The sequence below is a fragment of the Nocardioides gansuensis genome, from assembly GCF_003076135.1.
GTDB classification, from domain to species: Bacteria; Actinomycetota; Actinomycetes; order Propionibacteriales; family Nocardioidaceae; genus Nocardioides; species Nocardioides gansuensis.
On record NZ_QDGZ01000001.1, the window covers coordinates 232,086 to 255,129 of the forward strand.

At 71.8% G+C, this 23,044-nt stretch carries 20 protein-coding genes; 9 read left to right on the top strand and 11 right to left on the bottom strand.

Translation table 11 applies throughout. The features are described 5' to 3' along the window. Window positions 1-42 precede the first annotated feature (42 nt). Complete coding sequence (locus tag DDE18_RS01070) at window positions 43-390, top strand: FHA domain-containing protein (protein ID WP_116570385.1); 348 nt, start codon at window positions 43-45, stop codon at window positions 388-390. Here DDE18_RS01070 and DDE18_RS01075 read toward each other — a convergent pair. The 3 genes from DDE18_RS01075 to DDE18_RS01085 are packed head-to-tail and all read right to left on the bottom strand — an operon-like array spanning window position 381 to window position 2,154. Beyond that, window positions 381-1,244 carry a fructosamine kinase family protein gene (locus DDE18_RS01075; RefSeq protein WP_116570386.1) on the bottom strand — a complete coding sequence of 288 codons (864 nt, stop codon included), beginning with the start codon at window positions 1,242-1,244 and terminating at the stop codon, window positions 381-383. The two genes, DDE18_RS01070 and DDE18_RS01075, sit on opposite strands and share 10 nt — an antisense overlap. Continuing rightward, a complete protein-coding gene (locus DDE18_RS01080; RefSeq protein ID WP_116570387.1) occupies window positions 1,241-1,762 on the bottom strand; it encodes a low molecular weight protein-tyrosine-phosphatase in 522 nt (173 codons plus the stop codon). Before DDE18_RS01080 ends, DDE18_RS01075 begins: the two co-directional genes overlap by 4 nt. Then, window positions 1,762-2,154 (bottom strand): phage holin family protein, encoded by a 393-nt coding sequence (locus DDE18_RS01085; RefSeq protein WP_116570388.1) that lies wholly within the window; start codon window positions 2,152-2,154, stop codon window positions 1,762-1,764. Before DDE18_RS01085 ends, DDE18_RS01080 begins: the two co-directional genes overlap by 1 nt. A gap of 57 nt (window positions 2,155-2,211) precedes the next feature. Here DDE18_RS01085 and DDE18_RS01090 point away from each other — a divergent pair, with 57 nt between their 5' ends. Then, window positions 2,212-2,757 (top strand): VanZ family protein, encoded by a 546-nt coding sequence (locus tag DDE18_RS01090; protein WP_133241115.1) that lies wholly within the window; start codon window positions 2,212-2,214, stop codon window positions 2,755-2,757. A 61-nt stretch (window positions 2,758-2,818) separates the two neighbouring features. After that, window positions 2,819-3,895: a histidinol-phosphate transaminase gene (hisC, locus tag DDE18_RS01095; RefSeq protein WP_211754354.1), complete on the top strand. Its 1,077-nt coding sequence runs from the start codon at window positions 2,819-2,821 to the stop codon at window positions 3,893-3,895. Here the strand turns inward: hisC and DDE18_RS01100 are convergent. Next, window positions 3,892-4,917, bottom strand: a complete 1,026-nt coding sequence (locus DDE18_RS01100) for a glycoside hydrolase family protein (protein ID WP_165820968.1) — start codon at window positions 4,915-4,917, stop codon at window positions 3,892-3,894. The two genes, hisC and DDE18_RS01100, sit on opposite strands and share 4 nt — an antisense overlap. Window positions 4,918-4,991: 74 nt before the next feature. Here DDE18_RS01100 and DDE18_RS01105 point away from each other — a divergent pair, with 74 nt between their 5' ends. Further along, window positions 4,992-5,993: a glutathione S-transferase C-terminal domain-containing protein gene (locus DDE18_RS01105; RefSeq protein ID WP_116570392.1), complete on the top strand. Its 1,002-nt coding sequence runs from the start codon at window positions 4,992-4,994 to the stop codon at window positions 5,991-5,993. A gap of 4 nt (window positions 5,994-5,997) precedes the next feature. On the opposite strand, the gene DDE18_RS01110 is transcribed toward DDE18_RS01105, so the two are convergent. After that, window positions 5,998-7,254, bottom strand: a complete 1,257-nt coding sequence (locus DDE18_RS01110) for a family 43 glycosylhydrolase (RefSeq protein WP_211754355.1) — start codon at window positions 7,252-7,254, stop codon at window positions 5,998-6,000. Between the two features lie 385 nt (window positions 7,255-7,639). On the opposite strand from DDE18_RS01110, the gene DDE18_RS22725 reads away from it, so the two are divergent. The 5 genes from DDE18_RS22725 to DDE18_RS01135 all read left to right on the top strand — a co-directional run bounded on the left by DDE18_RS22725 (window position 7,640) and on the right by DDE18_RS01135 (window position 16,846). Further along, complete coding sequence (locus DDE18_RS22725; protein ID WP_165820969.1) at window positions 7,640-11,971, top strand: prealbumin-like fold domain-containing protein; 4,332 nt, start codon at window positions 7,640-7,642, stop codon at window positions 11,969-11,971. A gap of 252 nt (window positions 11,972-12,223) precedes the next feature. Continuing rightward, window positions 12,224-13,387: a pyruvate dehydrogenase (acetyl-transferring) E1 component subunit alpha gene (gene pdhA / locus DDE18_RS01120; protein WP_116570394.1), complete on the top strand. Its 1,164-nt coding sequence runs from the start codon at window positions 12,224-12,226 to the stop codon at window positions 13,385-13,387. Continuing rightward, window positions 13,384-14,367: an alpha-ketoacid dehydrogenase subunit beta gene (locus tag DDE18_RS01125; RefSeq protein ID WP_116570395.1), complete on the top strand. Its 984-nt coding sequence runs from the start codon at window positions 13,384-13,386 to the stop codon at window positions 14,365-14,367. The genes pdhA and DDE18_RS01125 overlap by 4 nt, the downstream gene beginning before the upstream one ends. Window positions 14,368-14,378: 11 nt before the next feature. Then, window positions 14,379-15,878, top strand: a complete 1,500-nt coding sequence (locus DDE18_RS01130; protein ID WP_116570396.1) for a dihydrolipoamide acetyltransferase family protein — start codon at window positions 14,379-14,381, stop codon at window positions 15,876-15,878. Window positions 15,879-15,916: 38 nt separating this feature from the next. Then, window positions 15,917-16,846, top strand: a complete 930-nt coding sequence (locus DDE18_RS01135) for a serine/threonine-protein kinase (protein WP_116570397.1) — start codon at window positions 15,917-15,919, stop codon at window positions 16,844-16,846. Window positions 16,847-17,113: 267 nt separating this feature from the next. Here DDE18_RS01135 and DDE18_RS01140 read toward each other — a convergent pair whose 3' ends face one another. The 6 genes from DDE18_RS01140 to DDE18_RS01165 all read right to left on the bottom strand — a co-directional run bounded on the left by DDE18_RS01140 (window position 17,114) and on the right by DDE18_RS01165 (window position 23,014). Next, the gene (locus tag DDE18_RS01140; protein WP_116570398.1) at window positions 17,114-18,280 is read right to left on the bottom strand and encodes a hypothetical protein; all 1,167 of its coding nucleotides are present in this window, start codon (window positions 18,278-18,280) and stop codon (window positions 17,114-17,116) included. After that, entirely contained in the window at window positions 18,277-18,780 is a 504-nt protein-coding gene (locus DDE18_RS01145; RefSeq protein WP_116570399.1) for a WXG100 family type VII secretion target, read from the bottom strand. Before DDE18_RS01145 ends, DDE18_RS01140 begins: the two co-directional genes overlap by 4 nt. 15 nt (window positions 18,781-18,795) lie before the next feature. Next, window positions 18,796-19,830 (bottom strand): hypothetical protein, encoded by a 1,035-nt coding sequence (locus DDE18_RS01150; RefSeq protein WP_116570400.1) that lies wholly within the window; start codon window positions 19,828-19,830, stop codon window positions 18,796-18,798. Between the two features lie 198 nt (window positions 19,831-20,028). Beyond that, window positions 20,029-21,015 (bottom strand): NAD-dependent epimerase/dehydratase family protein, encoded by a 987-nt coding sequence (locus DDE18_RS01155; protein WP_116570401.1) that lies wholly within the window; start codon window positions 21,013-21,015, stop codon window positions 20,029-20,031. After that, window positions 21,012-22,469 carry a M1 family metallopeptidase gene (locus DDE18_RS01160; RefSeq protein ID WP_116570402.1) on the bottom strand — a complete coding sequence of 486 codons (1,458 nt, stop codon included), beginning with the start codon at window positions 22,467-22,469 and terminating at the stop codon, window positions 21,012-21,014. Before DDE18_RS01160 ends, DDE18_RS01155 begins: the two co-directional genes overlap by 4 nt. Further along, window positions 22,466-23,014, bottom strand: coding sequence for an RNA polymerase sigma factor (locus tag DDE18_RS01165; protein ID WP_116570403.1), 549 nt, complete (start codon window positions 23,012-23,014; stop codon window positions 22,466-22,468). Before DDE18_RS01165 ends, DDE18_RS01160 begins: the two co-directional genes overlap by 4 nt. Between the last annotated feature and the right edge of the window lie 30 nt (window positions 23,015-23,044).

A 23,044-nucleotide genomic window follows, 5' to 3' on the forward strand; every position in this document is an offset into this window, starting at 1 on the left:
TCGCCCATTCCCAACGGCGCGCTCCGGGTCTAGCGTCAGTCCATGACGGGGTTGGAGCTGCGCACGGGCCTCCACGGCATCGCCCGGCACCCGCGGGCGCGGCCCGCCCCTGTGCCGACGCTGACGCTGCCGGACCACCGCAGGCCGATCCTCATCCTCGGCCGGGCCGGCGACTGCGACGTCGTGCTCGCCGATCCCACCGTGTCGCGGGTGCATGCCGTGCTGATGCGGTACGGCGGGCAGTGGCTGCTGCTCGACCGAGGCTCGACCAACGGCACGACCGTGAACGGCCGCAGGACCTGGGGGACGATCGCGGTGCGCCCCGGTGACCTGGTGACCTTCGGGCGGCTCGGCTTCCGGCTGGCGCGGGCGCCGAAGGGTCAGGTGTAGCGGCGCGCCACGTCGGCCGCCCGCGCGCCGTAGCCGCCGCCGAACATGCACGCGTGCACGAGCAGCGGGAAGAGCTGGTGCACGCCGAGGCGGTCCTCCCAGCCCTCGGCCAGGGGAGTGGTCTCCTCATAGGACGCCATCACCCGCGGGAGGTGGGGCAGGCCGAAGAGGTGCAGCATGGCGAGGTCGAGCTCGCGGTGCCCGCCATGGGCGGCCGGGTCGACGACGTGGACGCGGCCGTCGGCGCCCCAGAGGCAGTTGCCGTTCCAGAGGTCGCCGTGCAGGCGCGCGGGTGGCTCTTCGGGGAGCAGCGAGACGAGCTTGCCGATGATGCCCTCGATCGCGGATGCGTCCTCGGCCTCGACGGCACCGCGGTCCCGGGCCAGCTTGAGGTAGGGCAGCAGCCGGCGGGTCGCGTAGAACTCCGGCCAGGTCTCAGCCGGCCGGTTGGGCATCGGGAGCCGGCCGATGAACCCGTCCTTGTCCAGCCCGAAGCCGGGCGCGCCGGCGGCGTGGGTGCGCGCGAGCGCCCGCCCGAAGGCGACCGCCGAGTCGACCGCCGTCTTCCCGGTCTGCTCGACCCAGGCCAGGATCACGCACTCGGCGTCGGCTGCGAGCACCTCGGGCACCGGGACGCCGCCCTCGACCTCGCCCAGCCAGCGCAGGCCCGCGGCCTCGGCCTCGAAGAAGCCCTCGGGGGCGTGGGGCAGTGTCTTCATCAGGGCCGTCGCGCCGGTGGACAGGCGCAGCCGGGTCGCGGTGGCGATGTCGCCGCCCGCGACCGGCGCCGTGGCCACGACAGCGGTGCCGAGGAGCTCCTCGGCACGGCGGGCGACCAGCGGCTGGCGGGTCATCGTGGGGCACCTCGGCCGGGCTCGCTCTCGCTCAGGGTCGACTGGAGGACGTCGACCAGGGAGGCACTCGTGCGCTCGACCATGGCCAACACCTCCAGGAAGCCCTCGTGCCCACCGTAGTACGGGTCCGGCACGTCGCGGCCCGGGTCGACGGGATCGAAGTCCCGGAAGAGGCGGCGCCGCTCGCCGCGGCCGCCGATGCCGGCGAGGTTGTCGTGGTCCATGGCCAACGCCAGGTCGTACTGGGCATCGGGGTCCCACTGGCTGGCGCGGTGCAGCGACCCGTCGTATCCCGCTCCCAGCAGGGTGGCCGCGGCCCGGGTGTCCATCGGGTTGCCGACGTGCCAGTCACCGGTGCCGGAGCTGGTCACCACCACCGCGCCGGCGAGCCCGGCGCGCTCGAGGTGCTCGGCGAGGACGACGTGGGCCATCGGGGAGCGGCAGATGTTGCCCAGGCAGACCAGGTGGACGCGGTAGGGGCCGGACCCCTGCCGCGGCGGCACCGCCGGACCACGCATCAGCGGTCGTCGTCCCCGATGACCGAGTCGACGCCCCACGTGACCAGCGTGATCACGATCGAGCCCAGCAGGGCCGTCCAGAAGCCGTCGACGTGGAAGCCGAGGTCGACGCGGCCGGCGATCCAGCCGGTGAGCATGAGCATCAGGGCGTTGATGACGAGCAGGAACAGGCCGATGGTGACGATGATGAAGGGCAGCGAGAGGAGCTTGACCACCGGTTTCACGATCATCGAGACCAGGCCGAGGATCAGGGCGACACCGAGCAGCGGGAGCGCCTTCTCCTGTAGCTCCGCCGTGCCCCTCACCGGGCCGTCGAACCGGATGCCGCCGAGGAGCCACGCGGCCACCGCCACGCCCGCGGCGTAGGTCAGCAGCCAGGTGACGATCCTCATGCCGCGACCCTAGTGGCGCGGGGCAAGCCGCCACGGCACCGCGTAGCCTTCTCCGCCGTGGTGACGATCGGCGGCACGGGCGTGATGGTGCTGGGCGCCCTGCTGGCGGCGGCCCTCGCCGCGTTGGTCGCCCTGCTCGTACGTCGCCGGCTGGGCCCCGTCCACGCCGTGCTCGTCGCCGGCCTGCTCTGGAGCCTGCTGGTCATCGCGGTGGTCACCTTGGTCCCCGCCCAGTGGGGCACCGGCATCGTCCCCGCCGAGACGCGCTCGCCGACGTGCTCGTGGGACTACGGCGGCCCCGCTCCCGAGGGGTTCTGGGTGCTCGGCGGCACGCAACGCACGCTCAACACGCTGCTCTTCGTCCCGGCCGGCGCGTTCGGCGTGCTCGCCTTCGCCGGCTGGTGGGCGTGGCGGTGGATCCCGCTCGGCTTCGCCGGCCTCGCGGCGTACTCCATCGGCATCGAGACCGGCCAGCTCGCGCTTGCCCGCATCGACCGCGCCTGCGACGTCACCGACGTCGTCGACAACGTGACCGGCGCGGCGATCGGCGTGGTCATCGGATTGCTGCTGGCCGCGGTGCTGCGGCCGTGGCGACGGTACTGATCGCTGGTCGAGCGCTGCCATCGCATCGAGACCCTCGCCGTCGATGGCTAGTGTGACCGCCATGCCAGCGACTCCCCAGCCCCGCGCGAACGTCGGCCAGATCCCGGCCTACGTCCCCGGCAAGCCGCCCACCCCGCGGCCCGGGCTCACCACCTTCAAGCTGTCGTCCAACGAGAACCCCTACCCGCCGCTCCCGGGCGTCCTCACCGCCGCCACGCGCGCGGCCGAGCAGATGAACCGCTACCCCGACATGGGCAACAGCGCGCTGTACGACGCGCTCGCGGCCAGGCTGGGCGTGCCGGTCGAGGACCTCGCGGCGGCGACGGGCAGTGTGGCGCTGATCTACCAGCTCCTCGGTGCGTTCTGCGACCCCGGCGACGAGGTCGTCTACGCCTGGCGGTCCTTCGAGGCCTACCCGATCGCGGCCGCGGTCGCCGGCGCCACCTCGGTGCGGGTGCCGGTGCTTGCCGACGGCCGGCACGACCTGCCCGCGATGGCGGCGGCCGTCACCGACCGCACGAAGGTCGTGCTCGTGTGCACGCCCAACAACCCGACCGGCCCGGCGGTGACGCAGGCCGAGCTCGACGCCTTCATCGCCGCCGTCCCCTCGCACGTGGTGGTGGTCGTCGACGAGGCCTACCTCGAGTTCGTGCGGATGGACGACCCCGTCGACGGACTCGCGACCTACCGCGACCACCACAACGTCGTGCTCACGCGCACCTTCTCCAAGGCCTACGGCCTCGCGGGCTTCCGGGTCGGGTACGCCGTGGCGCAGGCGCCGCTCGCCGCCGCCCTCCGCGCGGTGTCGCTGCCCTTCGGTGTCTCCTCGGTCGCGCAGGCCGCCGCGGTGGCCTCTCTCGAGGCGGAGGACGCCCTGCTGGAGCGCGTCGAGGCGCTGGTCGCCGAGCGCGCCCGGGTCGTCGCCGGCCTCCGCGAGGCCGGCTGGAACGTGCCCGAGCCGCAGGGCAACTTCGTCTGGTTCGAGCTCGGTGACCGCACCCTCGACTTCGCCGCGGCCGCCGATGAGCTCGGGATCGTGGTGCGCCCGTTCGCGGGCGAGGGGGCGCGGGTCTCCATCGGCGAGGTCCAGGCGAACGACCGGCTGCTCGAGCTGGCACGCTCCTTCGAGGCCCGCTAGCGACCCGGCTCGACGAAGCCCCGGAGCACCGGCAGCCCGCCCGACCACCCCAGCCGGGCGGCGTACATCGACCGGATGGCGCGCAGCCGGCCCCGGCGCTCCCACGACCACCCGTTGGCGCACGGCAACGCCTGCCCGCGACACGTCCAGCCGTGGAACCACAGCCGGTTGCCGGCGACGTCAGCCCCGCCCGGCCCGCAGAGGCGAGTGCTCCCGCGGTCCATCAGCACGCCCGAGTCGCGCACGCTCCAGTCGAGCAGGCTCGGCGAGCGGTGCCAGATCGTGCGGTAGCGGCAGGAGGTGAAGTCGCCCTCGCTGAGCAGCAGCACGTGCCCCTGCGGCCGGCTGAGGAGGAGCGGGTTCTCGACCACGCCGTCATAGCGCACCAGCTCCACGCTGGCCGACCCCGGTCGCACCCGCTGGGCGTCGCGCGTCAGCTCCACGATCCGGATGCTCGAGGGGATCCTGTCGGTCTTGTAGAGCAGGTGGTGCCGTCCATCCGCGGAGTGCAGCGACGGGTCGATCACGCCCGCGCGCGGCAGGTCGACGCTCGGCACCGGGTCCTGGGCGGTGGGCACCTTGCGGAGGTACGACGGGCAGACGAGGGGCTGCCGGCCCACTGGCTCGAAGCCCGAGAGGGGCGTGCGGGACCGGGCGACGCCGATGCAGCGACCGTGCTCCCCGACCCCCGGGACGGGCGCCGCGTAGAAGAGCAGCCACCACCGACCGACGCGCGCCACGTCGGAGGCCCACACGTGGCCCTCGCGGGTCCAGGCCGGCAGCCGGGTGAGCGCCGCGCCGGCGGGTCGCCACGACCCGTGCGGGCGGCGGGTGACCGCGCGCGGCACCAGCGAGCCGGTGGAGAAGCCGACGTAGCCCGCCCCCAGCTCGGCCACCGCCGGGTCCGCGAAGTCGGACGCCAGCACGGGCCGGGGGACGCGCGGCTTCGCGGCGGCTGGGCTCCCCGTGAGGACAAGCACCCCCACGAGCAGGGCGAGCAGGGGTCGGGGCAGGCGCGGCACGGCGCTCAGGGTGCCAGATGCTGCCGGGTGGGCGGTCGCAGGCCGTGAAGCCCCAGCCGGTTTAGGCTTCAACGATGAGCGACAACGGGAAGCCCACCTACACCGAGGAGGGCAAGGCCTTCGAGCGGGACATGAGCTACGTCCCCGACCGGATCCTGGCGGGGGAGCGGTCGGCGGACCCGCACGACGCGGAGTACGGCGGCCGCTCGGACGTGACGGTCTGGCCGGTCGAGCCGGGCCGCTACCGCCTCGTCGCCGCCCGTGCCTGCCCGTGGGCCAACCGGTCGATCATCGTGCGCCACCTCCTCGGCCTCGAGGATGTCATCTCGTGGGGCGCCCCCGGCCCCACCCATGACAAGCGCAGCTGGACGTTCGACCTCGACCCCGGCGGGGTCGACCCGGTGCTCGGCATCGAGCGGCTGCAGGAGGCCTTCCTCAACCGCTTCCCCGACTACCCCAAGGGCATCACCGTCCCCGCGATGGTCGAGGTCGAGACGGTGCAGGTCGTCACCAACGACTTCCCGTGGATCACCCACGACCTCTTCTTCGAGTGGCGCGACCACCACCGCCCCGATGCCCCCGACCTGTGGCCCGACGACCTCCGCGAGGAGATGGAGCAGGTCATGGAGCGGGTCTTCACCGAGGTCAACAACGGCGTCTACCGCTGCGGCTTCGCCGGCTCGCAGGAGGCCTACGACGACGCCTACGACCGCCTGTTCACCGCCCTGGACTGGCTCGAGGAGCGGCTGACCGACCGTCGCTACCTGATGGGCGACCGGCTCACCGAGGCCGACGTGCGGCTGTTCACCACTCTGGTGCGCTTCGACGCCGTCTACCACGGCCACTTCAAGTGCAACCGCAACAAGCTGGCCGAGATGCCGGCGCTGGGGGGCTACGCGCGCGACCTCTACCAGACCCCCGGCTTCGGACAGACGATCGACTTCGACCAGATCAAGGCGCACTACTACTGCGTGCACACCGACATCAACCCGACCGGCATCGTGCCGAAGGGGCCTGACGAGTCGGTCTGGCACACGCCGCACGGCCGCAACAAGCTGGGCCGGGACGCGCGGTAGCCGGCTACGGGCTGGGGGCCGGTGTCGGTGAGGTCGTCGGTGGACTCGTCGTCTCGGTCGGGGTGGGTGTCGGGGTGGGCGACGGAGTCGTGGTGGGTGTCGGGGTGGGCGACGGAGTCGTGGTGGGTGTCGGGGTGGGCGACGGAGTCGTGGTGGGTGTCGGGGTCGGCGTCGGCGGGGGCGGGGTCCACGGCGGCCCCTGCACGAACGCGGCGATCGAGGGTCCGTCCATCCGCCACCTCAGCCGCACGGCGTACAGCGCGCGCTTGCCGACGTCCTCGTAGTCCTGCTGTCCCTGGTAGCTCTGGTAGCAGGGCAGGTTGGTGCCCTTGCAGACCCAGCCGTGGAAGAAGAGCCGGTTGCCCGCACCCGCGGTCGGCGGCACGTAGTCGGCGCCGCCGGGGCCGCAGACTCCGGTGCGCTGGCGGTTGAGCAGGACGTGGGAGCGCACCTCCTCCCAGCCCTTGTGCCACCACCTCGAGCGCCGCCACACGGTCCGGTAGCGGCAGTCGCTGTAGGCGCCCTTCGACGTCATCAGGTAGTGCCAGCCACGATCCTTGACCAGCGTCGGGTTCTCCAGCACGCCGGGGTCGCGCAGCAGTTCGCGACTGCGGCGCACGGCGTACCGCCCGTTCGGCGACAGTCGCACCATCCGGATCGTGGAGGGCGTGCCCTGGGTGCGGTAGAGCAGGAAGCGGCGGCCGTCCGCGGCGATGTACGACGAGGGGTCGATGACGCCGCGCTGGGGCAGCTCCGGCGCGCGGCCGGCCACCTGGTCGCCCGCCGGCTCGGTGGGGGCGTAGGACGGGCAGACGAGCGGCCGGCTGCCGAGGGGGGTGAACTTCGCGTCGAGGCTGGGCGCGACGGCGACGCCGATGCAGCGGTCCTCGGCGTGCGGCATGCCCTTGACCGGCATCGTGTAGTAGGCCAGCCACGACCCGTCAGGGGCCTTCTCGACCTCTGGCGCCCACACGCCGGCGAAGCGGGCCCAGGCCGGCCTGGTGTTCAGCAGGTCGCCCGTGCGCAGCCAGCCGCCGTGGTCCAGCGTGGAGATCGAGGTGCGGGCCCGCCAGCCGGTCGCGGCGCCGAACCACCGGGTGCCGTCGTGGACCACCGACGGGTCGCCGAAGTCGCGGTCCCAGATGACCGGCCGCGGCGCGGCGACGGCGCGCTGCCGGTCTTCCGGGTCGCCCGGGTCGGCAGGTGCCGAGGGGACGAAGAGCCCGGCGCCCACGGCGGCGAGGAGGGTTGTGGCGGCCACTCCACACAGCCGCGTGCGCGTGCGTCGCATCCTGTCCCTTCCCCGTGACCTCTCGAGATCGTCGGGCGCTCGGTGGTCCAGTCCAGTGCGCCCCATTCCGCCACGGGGGTAAAGGGCCAGTCAAGTTGCCCCGCGGGTCGTCAAGGTCCTCCCCATTTTGGGGCAACCTTCCAGCAATGGGGCATCCCCCATTTGGAGTAGCCCGAATTATCAGGCCCACGAGGAGCGCGGGGCGACCTGTCTGGCCGTCCGATCCGAGCGAGGCTCTCAGGGGCCCACTTCAGTGGGGAGTCACTACATGTCATCATCTCGACCCGTTCGCGGAGCGACCGTGTGTCCGGAGCCGGGGCTCCGTCGACGCCGGGCTTCTGCTCTCACGACGCTGGTGGCGCTCGTCGCGTCCCTCGGTGTCGTCCACGTCAGCATGCTCGCGCTTGCGCCTGCCGCGTCCGCCGCCATCGTCCAGGGCTTCGAGATCGACGGCAACGTCACGGTCGATGCAGGGGGCAAGGACTGGGCCAGCACAGGCACGCACGCCAAGGACCCGGTGGGCAACGTCGACACGTCCACCTTCGGGCAGGGCTCGAAGGAGTTCCAGCACCCGAGCACCTGGATCCAGAAGACCGGTCTCGCGCCCAACCAGGACGACATCTCCGACGTGTACTTCTACAACGAGACCAACGCGGCGGGCGAGGAGTGGGGCTTCTTCGGGTTCCGCCGGCTCACGACGACCGGCGTCACGAACTACGACGTGGAGTTCAACCAGGAGGACAACACCTCGGCCAACCCCGCCCGACCGACCCGGACCGCCGGTGACCTGATGGTCCGGTTCGAGCAGAACGGAAGCGACGCGTTCACCCTGACCAAGGCCTACATCTGGACGATCCAGGGCGCCGGCACGTGGGGTAGCAACTGCCTCCTGGTCCCGGGCTACGACCCGGCGGCCGGCTGGTGCCAGATCTCGACCGCTGCAGCAGGGTTCGTGGGTGCGACCGGTGAGAGCGGCCACTTCGCGGAGGGGGCGCTCAACCTCAGCTCCTTCTTCACCGGCACCGACTGCCGTGGCGGGTTCGGCACCGCCAACATCCGCTCCTTCACCGGTGAGGCGGACGCGTCCTCGCTGAAGGACTACGTGGAGCCCGTGCCGATCAGCGTCCCGCCGACGTGCGGCTCCATGCTGTTCAGGAAGGTGGACCAGTTCGGCAACTCGGTCGGTGGAGCCACCTACCAGATCTCCCCCAACCCGGCCCCCGGGAGCGCTCCGACGCCGCCGCTGACCGTCGTCGACAACCAGGCCCCCGACAGCGACCCCAGGGCGGGCTGGATCGAGATCGACCCGGCGTCGCCGGGCACCTACACCGTCACGGAGACGGTGGCGCCTCCCGGCTACCTGCTGCCGCCCGAGGGAGAGCGCTCGTTCGAGATCGTCGTCGACGAGGACGGCATGACCACACCGATCCGGATCTTCCGGGATCCGCGGATCTTCAAGCCGCTCACGATCACCAATGACCCCGAGGCGACGTACGACGTCGAGTACGACTGGAAGGTCGAGAAGTCGGTCGACCGGCAGAGCGCCAACGTGCCGGAGGGCACGCCGGCCGACTTCCAGTACACCGTCAAGCTGAGCGCTCTCTCGGAGCAGAAGTCGGGCTTCGAGGTGCACGGCACCGTGACGCTCGGCAACCCCAACGCCGTGGGCATGGTGGCGACGCTCGACACCACCATCACCGGTGGCAACGCCTGCACGTTCGTGACCAGCCTCGCCGACCCGCAGCCCCTCGAGGACGTCTCGAGCGCGGCCGGCTTCCAGGTCAACGTGCCCACAGGCAGCAACCAGTACGACTACGTCTGCGACCCCGGAGCCAACCCGGCGGCCAGCGGCACCAGCACCGCCACGGCCAGCTGGGACGCGGCCACCTACCCGCAGGAGGGCGCCAACCCGTCGTACACCCGGACGCACGCGGTCGACTACACCTACACGATCGACCAGCGCACCGACGAGCAGGTCACCGTGACCGACGTCTTCAACGGCCAGCAGCCGGGCAAGGACCTCGGCACGTTCACCTGGGACACCTTCGTGGGAGGCGGCACCCTGCCGGTCACCAAGACGATCGCCACCTACAAGCGCACGATCGACGGCGTGCCGGGGTCGTGCACCAGCTACCCGAACAAGGTGACGGCGGACGAGAACGACACCACCGACGCCACGGACGACTCCGAGACCGTGCAGGTCTGCGTGGGACGCAACCTGGCGATCGACAAGATCGCGACCCTGTCCTACGACCGGGTCTACACGTGGGACGTCGCGAAGTCCGGTCCCGGCACCGTCTTCACCGGTGACGACGGGCAGGGCAACTACACGACCGAGGTCACCTACAAGGTCGACCTCAAGGCCGTGGGCTACCAGGACTCCGACCGGCAGCTCGCCGGCCAGGTGTTCCTCAGCAACCCGAACGACTGGGCCGTCGAGGTGACCCTGGTCGACGTCGCCACAGTGGACGGCCAGGCCTACCCGTGCACCTTCACGGCTGCCGACGCCGACCCCGGCACGGCCGGCCACCAGGTGTCCGTCCCGGCTGACGCAAGCAGCCAGTCCTACGCCTACACCTGCCCGGGTGTGCCGCAGGGCAACTACGTGGGCACGAACACCGCCACGATCACGTGGGACAAGCAGGAGTACTTCACGCCGGGTGAGACGGCGACCAAGACGGTCGACATCAACGTCGCCCACGACCCGACTCCCGCCAACTACAACATCACGCTGGCCGACGTCCTCGACGGTGCGCCGGTTGGCCTACCGCAGTCGTCCTTCAACTGGGACACCGTCCGCGCCATGGCCGGCAACACCCAGACGCTCACCTACACCCGGACGCTCGACACCACCGCCGGTGCCTGCGAGCCGCACCTCAACACGGTGACGATCAGCCCGACCGGGCAGGACGCCAGCCACACCGTCGAGGTCTGCGCGCCCGGTGTCGACAAGACGTACGACGCCAGCCACGGCCGCAAGCGGCTGTGGACCGTCACCAAGGACGTCGACGAGACCCAGGTCGAGATCGCCCAGGGCGGTGCCGCGACGTTCACCTACACGGTGAAGGCGGTGCCCGGCGACGTCGTCGACGACGGCTCGGCGAGCTGGACCGGCACGGTGTCGGTCAAGAACCCGTCGGCGACCACACCCCTGACCGTGGACGTCACCGACGTCTCCGGAGTCACGGGCTGGACCTGCACGTTCACCAGCTCGGGCAAGGACACCGCGACCGGCGTGAAGATCGCTCCCAAGGCGACGGTGCCGCTGGCCTACACGTGCCAGGGCGCCGGGCACCCGGACGGCAACAACACCGCGCGGGTGACGTTCGGCGGTGAGCAGGTCAGCAAGACGATCCCGATCGCGTTCAAGCCTTCGGGGACGATCCTCGACTCGAAGGTCACGATCACCGACGACAAGACCAACCAGGACGTGCCGCCCGGCTTCCTGTTCGACGCCGACTTCGCGGACCCGTCCACCTGGTCGCACACCTACCAGCTGACCAAGACGGGCGCCGCTGGCACCTGCACGTCGTACACCAACAACGCCGTGCTCGACCTGACGGCCAGCCCGAACCCGCCGGTCGCAAGCGAGACGGTCGAGGTCTGCGTGGAGAAGCCGCTCACGCTCGCCAAGACGGTCGCCGCTGACCTCGAGCGCTCCTACACGTGGGGCATCGAGAAGGTGGCCGACGCGACCAGGCGTGACGTCGACCCCTCGACCGGCACCGCGAAGTTCCACTACACGGTCACCGTCAAGGCCGGTGCGGCCGTCGACTCCGGGTGGGCGATGAAGGGCACGATCGCGATCACCAACCCCAACGAGTACGCCGGGGGCGCCATCACGGCCGACATCACCGATACCCCGATGAACGTCGGTGGTGGGGTCACCTGCACCGTGCAGGGTGGCCAGGACGTGGTGATCCCCGCCCGGGCGGGTGACCAGAGCGGCGTCGTGACGCTGCCCTACACCTGCTCGTTCACCGGTGCGCCGACCGACGGGACCAACGTCGCCTCCGCTTCGTGGACCCCGCCGGGCTCCGCACAGCCGGCAACGGCCTCCACCTCGCCGGCCCCGGTGGCCTTCGCGGTGCGGGCGGAGCACGACAAGGTCGTTGACGTCGTCGACGACAAGACCGTGCCCGGCCAGCGGATCGTGCTGGAGGAGGACCTGGTCTGGTCGTCCGGACTCACGAAGTCCTATGAGTACGACCTGAGCGTGGCAGGGGGCGCACGCGGTGCGTGCCTCGACCACACCAACACGGCGATCGTCGACATGACGGGAGCGGGTGACCCGTCCGACAGCGTCACCGTCACGGCGTGCACCCCGCCCCTGCCCCCGGTGGTCACGGCTCCGCCGCCGCCGCTAGTGGAGGTCATCGCTGAGCAGGAGTCCGGCAAGGCCGTCGGCTCGCTGGCTGCCACCTGCCAGGGGACCGTGCGGGCCAGGCTCCGCAACTCCCGCTCGAGCGTGGCCGTCTACCAGGTCAGGATCGGCACGAAGAAGTACGCCGTCCGGGTCAAGCCCGAGAGCCGCAAACTCTGGGAGGGCCACGGCAAGCCGCAGGTGAGGGTGTCGCTGAGGGAGTCCGGGAAGGTCCTCGACCGGCTCCGGATGCCGCGGGCCTGCGAGCTTCCCGAGGTGCTGCCGGACACCGGCAAGCGGCCAGACTCGCGGACGTCCTGGTGACGTACGTGGAGTCCCGGCTGGACTGATCCCCCAGCCCGGCCGGAGCCGAGCCGGCGCAGAGGGTCGACCCCGACCTCTGCGCCGGCTTCGGTGTGTCCGGAGCAGCGTGGTCACCCACCGGATTGGTGTGGGGGCTGGTCCGCCCGATACGTTTGACGACACCATGTGGTCGGGGTCACACACGCCATCGGCCACACCGAGCTGCCGGCGAGCCGGAGACCCCGAGCCGCCGCTAGTGCGAAGGAGTCTGCCTTGAGCGACGCGTCAGGTTTCGGTCCAGACCTCGTGGAGGTGTTCGGCCCCTCGCAGCAGGACGGCGGCCCCGAGCTCGTCCAGCTGCTGACCCCCGAGGGCGAGCGGGTGCACCACCCCGACTTCGACCACGACTTCACCGCCGACCAGCTGCGCGGGTTCCACCGCGACATGGTGCTCACCCGGCGGATCGACACCGAGGCCACGGCGCTGCAGCGCCACGGCGAGCTCGGCATCTGGGCCCAGCTGCTCGGCCAGGAGGCTGCGCAGATCGGTGCCGGCCGGGCGCTTCGCCCACAGGACTACGTGTTCCCGACCTACCGCGAGCACGGCGTCGCCTGGTGCCGCGGCGTCGACCCGCTCCAGCTGCTGGGCCTCTTCCGCGGCGTCGACCAGGGCTCCTGGGACCCGGCGGAGAACAACTTCGGCCTCTACACGATCGTGATCGGCGCCCAGGTGCTGCACGCCACCGGCTACGCCATGGGCATGCAGCGCGACGGCGTCGTCGGCACCGGTGACCCCGACCGCGACGCCGCGGTGATCGCCCACTTCGGTGACGGCGCATCCTCGCAGGGCGACGTCAACGAGGGCTTCATCTTCGCCGCGTCCTACAACGCGCCCGTGGTGTTCTTCTGCCAGAACAACCAGTGGGCCATCTCCGAGCCGATCGAGCGCCAGAGCCGGATCCCGCTCTACCAGCGCGCCCTCGGCTTCGGCTTCCCCGGCGTGCGCGTCGACGGCAACGACGTCCTCGCGACGTACGCCGTGACGAAGGCGGCGCTGCAACGCGCCCGCGACGGGCAGGGCCCGACCTTCGTGGAGGCCTACACCTACCGGATGGGCGCCCACACGACCACCGATGACCCGACCCGCTACCGGCTCTCCGACGACCTGGAGCACTGGAAGCTCAAGGACCCGATCGCCCGGCTGGAGGTCTACCTGAGGCGCAACGGGCTGGTCGACGACGCCTACTTCGCCGACCTCAAGGCGGAGGCGGACGAGCTCGGCCACCACCTGCGCGAGGGCTGCAAGGCGCTTCCCGACCCGTCGCCGCTGAGCGTCTTCGACCACGTCTACACCGAGATCACCGACGAGCTGGCGGGCCAGCGCGACACCTACGCGGCGTACCTGGAGAGCTTCGAGACCGAAGGGGCCCACCGATGAGCACGACGAAGGTGACCCTGGCCAAGGCCCTCAACATGGGCCTGCGCAAGGCGATGGAGGACGACCCCAAGGTCCTCATCATGGGCGAGGACGTCGGCAAGCTCGGCGGCGTCTTCCGCATCACCGACGGCCTGCAGAAGGACTTCGGCGAGGACCGGGTCATCGACTCGCCGCTCGCCGAGTCCGGCATCGTCGGCACGGCGGTCGGCATGGCGCTGCGCGGCTACCGGCCCGTCGTGGAGATCCAGTTCGACGGCTTCGTCTACCCCGCCTACGACCAGATCGTCTGCCAGGTCGCGAAGATGCGGTTCCGCAGCCAGGGCAAGTCCAGGCTGCCGATGGTCATCCGCATCCCCTATGGCGGCGGCATCGGGGCGGTCGAGCACCACAGCGAGTCGCCGGAGGCGCAGTTCGCGCACACGCCGGGCCTCAAGGTCGTCACCTGCTCCAACCCGGTCGACGGCTACTGGATGATCCAGCAGGCCATCGCGCACGACGACCCGGTGATCTTCCTCGAGCCCAAGCGGCAGTACCACGCCGACAAGGCCGACCTCGACGAGTCCGCGACGCCGGACCCGCTGTTCGCCTCCCGGCTGGTCCGGCAGGGCTCCGACGCCACCGTGCTCGCCTACGGCCCGACCGTGAAGACCGCACTCAAGGCCGCCGAGGCCGCCTCGGGCGAGGGCACCTCGCTGGAGGTCATCGACCTGCGCACGCTCTCGCCGCTCGACATGGCCCCCGTCTACGACTCCGTACGCCGCACCGGGCGCTGCGTCGTCGTGCACGAGGCCCACGTCAACCTCGGCCTCGGCGCCGAGATCGCGGCCCGGGTCACCGAGGAGTGCTTCTACAGCCTGGAGGCCCCGGTGCTGCGGGTCGGCGGCTTCGACACCCCCTACCCGCCGTCGCGGATCGAGGAGGAGTGGCTGCCCGACCTGGACCGGCTGCTCGACGCCGTCGACCGCTCGCTCCAGTTCTGAGAGGCGCCCTGATGTCCGAGTTCCTGCTCCCCGACGTCGGCGAGGGCCTCACCGAGGCCGAGATCGTCTCCTGGAAGGTCAAGGAGGGCGACACGGTCGAGATCAACGACGTGATCGTCGAGATCGAGACCGCCAAGTCGATCGTCGAGCTGCCGTCCCCGTTCGCCGGCACCGTGCTGGGCCTGCTCGTCCCCGAGGGCCAGACCGTCGCCGTCGGCACCCCGATCATCTCGATCGGCACACCGGGCGAAGCTCCGGCCGCCGCGCCGCAGCCCCCTTCCCCGGCCGTCGACCTGACCGACATCGACCTCTCCAACCCCGCCGCCAGCGGCGGCGGCGAGGGTGAGTCGCTCGTCGGCCGCAACAAGGCCGAGCGTGGCGCGCTGCGCCGGGCCCGCCGCGGCTCTGCCTCGCCGGCCTCGGAGGCCGGTGCCCAGGCCCAGCTGCAGCTGCAGGGTGCGTTCGCGCCCGGTGGCGCGCAGTCGCACGAGGTGGTCCCTGCCGAGGAGGCGCCGGTGCCGGCCACGTCCGCGGCCGCGCCGCCGCCCTCCCGTCCGGCCGAGGCCCTGGTGCCTGCGCACACGCAGAGCCCGCGTGGCGACGTACGAGCGCTGGCGAAGCCGCCCGTCCGCAAGCTCGCCAAGGACCTCGGCATCGACCTCGCCACGCTGACCGGCTCGGGCTCGGGCGGCGTGATCACCCGCGAGGACGTGCAGGCCGCGGCATCCGGTGGGCCAGCGCCGAGGATGCCGGAGCAGTACGCCGATCTCGGCCGCCCCGGCGTCGCCCCGATGATGGGCGCCCGGGAGACCCGGGAGCCGGTCAAGGGCGTGCGCAAGATGATGGCCCAGGCGATGAGCCGGTCGGCCTTCACCAGCCCGCACGTGACCGAGTGGATCACCGTCGACGTGACCGCCACGATGGACTTCGTCGAGCGGCTCAAGCAGCGTCGCGAGCTGCGCGACGTCAAGGTCAGCCCGCTGCTGGTCCTGGCGCGCGCCTGCATCCTGGCGATGCGGCGTACTCCCGAGATCAACTCCTGGTGGGACGACGCGGCGCAGGAGGTCGTCTACAAGGGCTACGTCAACCTCGGCATCGCCGCGGCCACCCCGCGCGGGCTCGTCGTGCCCAACGTCAAGGATGCCGACCAGCTCTCGCTGGTCGAGCTGGCGCGGGCGCTCGGTGAGCTCACCGCGACGGCGCGCGAGGGGAAGACCCAGCCGGCCGAGATGGCGGGCGGCACGTTCACGATCACCAACGTCGGCGTCTTCGGCGTCGACGCGGGCACCCCGATCATCAACCCCGGCGAGTCGGCGATCCTGTGCTTCGGCGCGGTCCGCAAGCAGCCATGGGTGGTCTCCGGGCCCGACGGCGACCAGATCGTGCCGCGCCAGATCACCACGCTGGCGCTGAGCTTCGACCACCGCCACATCGACGGGGAGAAGGGCTCGCGGTTCCTCGCCGACGTCGCCGGCATCCTCGAGGACCCGGCGAGCGCGCTGCTCTTCTGAGGAGTTTCACCGCCACCGGCGCGGGGTAGGAGAGGCCCGTGCACTCCTACCCTGCCGCCGGTGACGAGGTCGGGCCCTACCGGATCCAGCGCCGCCTCGGCGACTCGGACCACGGCGTCCTCTACGCCGCCACCCAGGGGGCTGGCGGGCGCGAGGTGGCCCTCAGGGTGCTCTCCGCCGACGCCGCGGAGGACACGGTCGCCCGCCGCCGCGTGACCCGGGCCGCCCGCGCTGCCGCGTCGGTTCAGTCGCCGCACGTCGCGCTGGTCTACCTCTACGGCGAGGACAAGCGGCGCCGGATGTACGTCGCGAGCGAGCTCGTCACGGGCGACCAGCTCGGCCACGTGCTGCGCCATCAGGGCGCGGCACCGGTCCACCTCGGCCTGCAGCTGATGGCTCAGGTGGCGACCGGGCTGTCCGCGATCCACTCCACCGGCGTGCTGCACGGCGGGCTGACGCCGGCCAACGTGCTCGTCCAGTGGCGGGCCGGCACGCCGACCGCCGTGCTCGGCGACATCGGCGTGAGCCGGTCGGTGACCGCGCCCGAGGTGCACCTCGGCGAGCAGCCGGGGGTCGCCAGCGACGTGCACTCCCTCGGGGCCCTGGTCTGGACGACCCTGACGGGAGAGCCGGTGCACCAGGGCTCCGACTTCCAGGTCGCCGAGGCCTTCGTGCGCGACCCCGTGCCCCAGCTGCAGGGCCGCTCGCCCCAGGTGAGGCACCTCAACGAGCTGCTGGCGAAGGCGATGCACCGCGACCCCGCCAGGCGCCACGCCTCCGCCCTCGAGCTGCGCGACGACCTCGTCGCCGCCCTCGCCCTGCCCGGCGAGGCGGGCCCGCTCCGCCGCAGGCCGGTGGTCGTCAAGGGCCCCGACCGGCGTACGACCGTCACCACCACCGTCGCGGCCCTGCTCCTCATGCTCGTCGGGCTCGTCGCCGGCACGGTCCTGCTGTTCTCGTCCTTCTGACCGCGACCGGACCGCGACCACACCGCGACCGGGGGTGCGGCCCCCGCCGCGGGGGGCGGCTGCCGGGCCGTCTACCACGGCAGCACCCAGCAGCACGACGAGCGCGCGGTCGACCACCAGCGCGCGCTCGTGTGGTTGGGCACGGGGAGCGAGCCCGTGCGCGCCCACGACCCGTTCGGGCTGCAGAAGACCTCCGCGTGCAGGGTCCCCGGCAAGTGCCTGCCCCGCTCGGTGCGCGCCTGGAGGCGCTCGGTCCGGCAGTGAGCCTCAGTTGTCGTCGTCGGACTCCCACGAGTCGTTGCGGATCCCCGGCACCGAGCGGGGGTACCAGTCGCGGTCACCCTGCACGTTGTTGACGGAGTCCACGATCGACTGGGCCCGCTCGGTCTTCAGCGTCTGGAGCGCCTTGTCGAACTCCCCGAGGAACTCGTCGTACATGGTGCTGGTGAGGCCGTTGTAGATCTCCTCGGCCGTCTTCATCGTGAACTCGATGGGCCGCCTGGGCAGGTCGTCGCCCGAGGTGTTCACGTACTTGCCGATGATGTCGCCCGCGGACTTCAGGTCCCCGATGGTTTCGGCGACCTGGACGACGTCGCCCGGGATCTCGGCGAACTTGTCGACGATCGGGATGACCTCGACGATGTCGCCGGCGACACCGGCGATGTCCGCGACCCAGCCGAGGTCCGGCGGCGCGTCGTAGCTCTCGGGCGTGCGACCGACCTCGATCCACTGCCCGAGCTGGACGGCGAGGGCGTCCTTCACCGACTGCAGGAAGTCGAGCAGGCCGGCCTGGGCCGCGGCGACCAGCGCCCCGACCCCCTCGACCCAGTCGCCGGTGATCGACACCAGGGAGGCGTAGAGATCGGCGCGTGGGGGCAGATGCTCGTAGAACGTGACGAAGGCGTCGCGCCAGCCGCCCTGCCAGTGGACGAGCGTGGAGCCGAAGTCGGAGTTGCTCGACGCGGCGAAGTCGGCAGGCACCAGCCCGAGGCCGATCGCGTTCTTGAGGTCGATGGAGACGCTCTGGAACTTCTCGACGTCGGCCTCGGTGAAGGTGCCGCACAGGTTCTTGAGGTAGTCGGCGATGCCGCTGGCCCAGGTGGCGCCGCTCTCCCAGCTCGTCCGGGCGCCCTCCTTCAGGGTGTCGAGGTAGCCGGGACCCCAGCTCGGCATATCGCCCTGGGGGTCGAACGGCAGGACCCAGCGCAGGCCGAAGAACTCGCAGGCGAACTGCCCGTCGCTCGGCGTGGACTTGTAGGAGAGGATCGCGTAGTCGCCGGCGATCTGCTCGTCCGCGTGGTCGATGAGGTAGAGCTCGCCCTGGACGTTCTGGGCCTCGACGTACTCCACGACGAGCTCGTTGCCCTTGAGGTAGCCGAGGTAGCTCTCGATGTCGAGGCAGAGCTCGACGAGCCTGCTGTAGTCGAACGTCATGACGGGATCTCCCGCTGGTCGGGGAGGGCTTCCTCCGTGCGGTCGTCGCGCTCCTCGAGGTCGTCCTCGGGCGCCTCCGGCTCGGGGACCGACGTGTACTCGTCCCCGTCACCCTCCGGGGTCGGGTCGGGAATCACGGGGACACCGACCTGCGGGGGCGGTGGCCCGTCGCGGAGCGCCCGGTTGATCTGGTCGAACGCCTGCTGGGCCTGGTCGTCCGTGCGCGCGAAGTCGTCGGCGATGTGGATGAGGCCGGCCGCGCAGTCGTTCAGGGTCTGCACCGTCCGGCTCAGGGCGAGGTGGACGTCGTAGCAGACCTGCAGCGCGTCGACGAGCACGGCCGCGTCGCCGACCTGCGCCGACAGGCCGTTGAGCCGGTCCGTCGCCGCCTCGAGCCGGTCGGCCGCTGCCTTGACGTCCGACGCCTTGTCGGGGAACTCCAGCCGTCCCGCGCGGTAGAGCGCCTCCAGGCGGGCCTGGATCTCCGCCACTGTGGTCATCGTGTCCTTCTCTCTCTAGTCGCACCGCGCCACGGCCTCGGCGGGATACCCCGAGGTGCGTACGTCGAGCAGGCCGGGGGCCGCGTCAGCCTCGTCGCGAGCCATCGAGACCCGGACGAGGTCGCCGTCGGTCTCCGGCTCGCCGAAGGTGTAGGACGCCAGGTCGCTGGCGTGGAGCGACTCCGTGCCCACGACGACCTCGACGTCGGCCGGGTCGGTGGCGGGGACGAAGACCATCTCGCCCGGTTGGCCGCTGAAGGGCTCGACGACGGCGACCGCTTCGAGGCAGGACCATGCGCCGCCCTCGAAGCCGGACAGGATCGTGACCCCGGCCGCGCCCGTCCCGGCGGTCAGCTCGGCGGCGAGGGCTCCCTGAGGGGTCGTCGCGGGCGACTGCGCGAGCGCCGCCCGTGCGGCGTCCGCGCCCTCGGCTCTCCGGTCGCCCGCGAGGGCGACCAGCCCGTCCGCGAGTGCGACGTGGTGGACGGTCCGCGTGGCCGGGGCCTCGCCCTGGTAGGTGAGGACGTCACCGTCCGCGACGTAGCCAAGGTCCTCGAGGCCCGCCCTCAGCTCGGCGGCGTCCTGGTCGGTGTGCAGGACCTGGACCCGCTCGGCGACGGCCCCCGCACTGACGGCTGCGGTCACCTGCGTCGGGTCGATCACCTCGAGCAGGCCCTCCTCGCTGGTGAACGGAAGGGCGGCTGCCTGCGCGCCCCCGAGGATCCAGGAGCCGCTGCCGACGACGTCCCGGTCGGTCGGGTCGGCGGACGGGTCCAGCCCGGCAGCGGCGCGTGCGGCCGCGAGGTCGACGACGGTGAGGTAGGTCGGCGGGATCTTCGGCGTGGCCAGGGACCGGTCCACGAGCTCGCCGAGGAGCCCGGTGTCGACGGGGACCAGCTCGGTGACCGGCTCGGTGACCGAGCCTGTCGGTGTGCCGGTGGCGTCGGTCCCCCGGGTCCTCGGCTCGTCCCCGGTGCACGCCGCGAGCCCCGCGAGGAGCGCGAGCACGCCCAAGCTGCGGCCCACCCGTGCGGTCGCCCCTGTGTGCATCCGTGCCTCCGGTCCGTCGTCCCGCCCGTCGCGGCGGCTCCTGCCTCATTCCCGGGTGTGACCGGGGCGAAACCAACGCGGGGTGAACGTCAGGTGGACTCAGAGGTAGCGGCGCGTCCGGTCCGGCGTGCTAGTCCCACGACGTCCAGGACCCGCCGTCGGGGACGAGCTCGATCAGGTCGCGCGCGGAGAGTCGGGTCACCGTCGCAGGCTGGCCGCCCACGCTGCCAGCAGCTCGGCCTCTCGCTGCCGCGAGATCCCCGTGCGTACGGCGTCGGGTGTGGCCGCCAGCCACGCGGCCGTGTCGCGGGCGGTGTCGTCGATCGGGCGCAGCCACAGACCCGCAGCGAGGGCCGGGGCCGGGTCGTGGGCCATCATCCCGTCGTAGTCGGGGCGCGGCAGCCAGAGCGGCACGGAATCATCGCCGGACCACGGCTCGACGCCCTGCTCGGTCAGGAACTCCTGCGGCAGCCAGGTGAGCCTGGGCGTCGCGCCGACCCCGCTCGCGACTGCCCCGAGCAGCGACTCGAGCGACTGGATCTCGCCCACGGCGTCGTAGACGCCGGTGATCCGCTCCTCGGCCACGGTGACGAGCCACTCCGCGAGGTCGCGTACGTCGATGACCTGCACGACGTCGTCGGGCGTCCCGGGCGCGAGCACCTCGCCGCCCTCGGCCAGGCGCGCGGCCCAGTAGGTGAACCGGCCGCTGGGGTCGCCGGGCCCGACGATCAGGCCGGGCCGGATCACCAGGGAGGACGCGGCGCCGTCGGTCACGAGCTGCTCGCACGCCACCTTCATCCGGCCGTAGGCCTCCGGGGACTCGTCGAGGTCGACGTCCTCGGCCAGCGGCTCGTGCACCCGGAGGGTCTCGGGCGTGCCGGGGGTGTCGTCGTCGGGATAGACGCTGATGGTCGACACGAAGACCCAGTGCGTGTCCGGGACGGCCTCGACCGCGCGGCGTACGTGCGAGGGGAGGCGGGCGACGTCGACGACCGCGTCCCATCCCCCGTCGGCGAGCCCGGCCGGCGCCTCCTCGGAGCGGTCCCAGGCCATGTGGGTGACGCCGTCGGGCAGCCGGCCGGACGAGCCCCGGCACGCGCACGCGACCTGGTGGCCGCGGGCGACCGCCTCCTCCGCGACGGCGCGCGAGAGGAACCGGGTGCCACCGAGGACCAGGATCTTCATGGCACCTCCACCGTCGGGGTCGTCTCTCCCATGATCCACGCGTCGAAGAACGCCGTGAGCTCGCGACCCGTCTCGGCCTCCCAGAAGTCGTAGAGCTGCTCGCGGGTCACGGACTGGTTGTCGTGCTCGGACAGCCAGTCGCGGGTGATCCGGAAGAACTCCTGGTCGCTGAGCTCGAGCCGCAGCTCGTTCCACATCAGCGCCGGCAGGTAGTAGATGTTCGACCCGCCGAACTGCACCGGGTCCCAGTCGCCGGGCGGGCCGTAGGTGTCGCGCAGCTCCTGGTCGCGCGCCTCCCACTCGCCGAACATCTCCTCCAGCGTGCGCTCGCCGTGCTCGTCCTCCCACAGTGCCTGCATCAGCATCGTCATCCCCTCGTTGAGCCACACGTCGCGCCAGTCCGCCGGCGACACCTGGTCGCCGATCCACTGGTGGACGAGCTCGTGGACGATCACCGGGGCGGAGCGCACGTAGGGGTTGTTGCCGAGGGTGATCATCGTCTGCGTCTCCATGCCGCTCATGGAGTCGGTCATCACGATGCCCAGGCTGCTGAAGGGGTAGGGACCGAGCCGGTCCTCGATCCAGTCGACGCCGCTGGCCGCCACCGAGAGGTCCTGGCGGGCGCCGGGGACACCGCGGGGATACCAGTAGTCGACGACCAGCCCGTCCTCGGTCGTGTTGCTGGAATGCGCGTAGTCGCCGATCGCGACCGTGACCAGGTAGGACGACGCGGGCTCGTCGAGCTGCCACCGGGTGAGCTGTCGGCCGTCCTCGACCGACCGCTCGACCAGGCGGCCGTTGGCCACCCCGGTCCAGGGCCGCGGCGCCGTGATGGTGAAGTCGTAGAGCGCCTTGTCGGAGGGCTGGTCGTTCACGGGATACCAGCTGTAGGCGCCGTAGGGCTCCTGCATCGTCCAGGTCTCGCCGCTGGGCTCGACGGTCCAGCCGAGCCCCCAGAAGTCCCGCCGCGTCGTCGGCGCGCGGATCGGCCGCGGCCGCCCGCCGTACTGCACCTCCAGCTCGTACTGCTCGTCCGCGGCCACGGGCTCGGCGACGACGAGGTCCTTGCCGTCATGGGAGTACGCCGCGTCGCGGCCGTCGAGGAGGACCGACCGGATCCCCAGCCGGGCCGCGAGGTCGAGTTGGAACGAGTCGGCGTCCTCGGTCGCCCGGAAGGTGACGTCGGCCGTCGCGACCAGCTGCCGCCGCCGCTCCGGCTGCCAGTCCAGGGTGAGGTCGTAGTGCAGTGCGTCGACCCCGGGGTCGCCGACGTGGGGGTAGACGGAGTCCTCGACGGGCTCGCTGCGGGCGAGGTCGAGGTCGGTCTCGACGCGCGGCAGCGTCGCCGTGGCGACCTGAGTGGTGACCTCCGGTGCCGGCGCGGACGCATCCCCGCCCCCCGCCGTACATCCCGTGAGCACCGCGGCAGCCAGGAGGGCCGGTGCGAGCCTCACGCGTCGCCCCGGAGCAGCGGTCGGGCGAGCTTGCGGCCGTGGTGGATCTGCGCCTTGACGGTGCCGAGCGGGATGTCGAGGTGCTCGGCGATGTCGTCGTAGGGGAGGCCGTAGACGTCGCGCAGCAGCAGCGGCTCGACGCACTGCGGGTGCTCCCGCTCGATCGTCTCCATCGCCTCGAGGAGGTCGAGGCGGGTGCCTGCGATCACGCTGGTGGTGCGCGGGTCGGCCCGGTCGTGACCGCCGGCCTCGAAGTCGGTGGGCACGGCCTGGTTCTTCAGCCGGCGGTAGGTGGTGCGGGCGCTGTTGAGGGCGACGACGTGCATCCAGGTGGTGAAGCGGCCGCGGCCGTTCCACGAGCCGATCCTGGTGGCGATGTTGAGCAGCGCCTCCTGGCAGGCGTCCTCGGAGTCGCCCGAGTAGGGGAGCACGCCGCGGCAGATGTTCAGGGCGCGCTGGCGGACCGCCCCGAGCAGCAGCTCGAGGGCGTCGCGGTCCCCGTCGCGGGCGCGCAGGGCGAGGTCGTCGATCTCGTCAGGCGTCACCCCTGAACCCTAAGCCCGGCACCTATCATG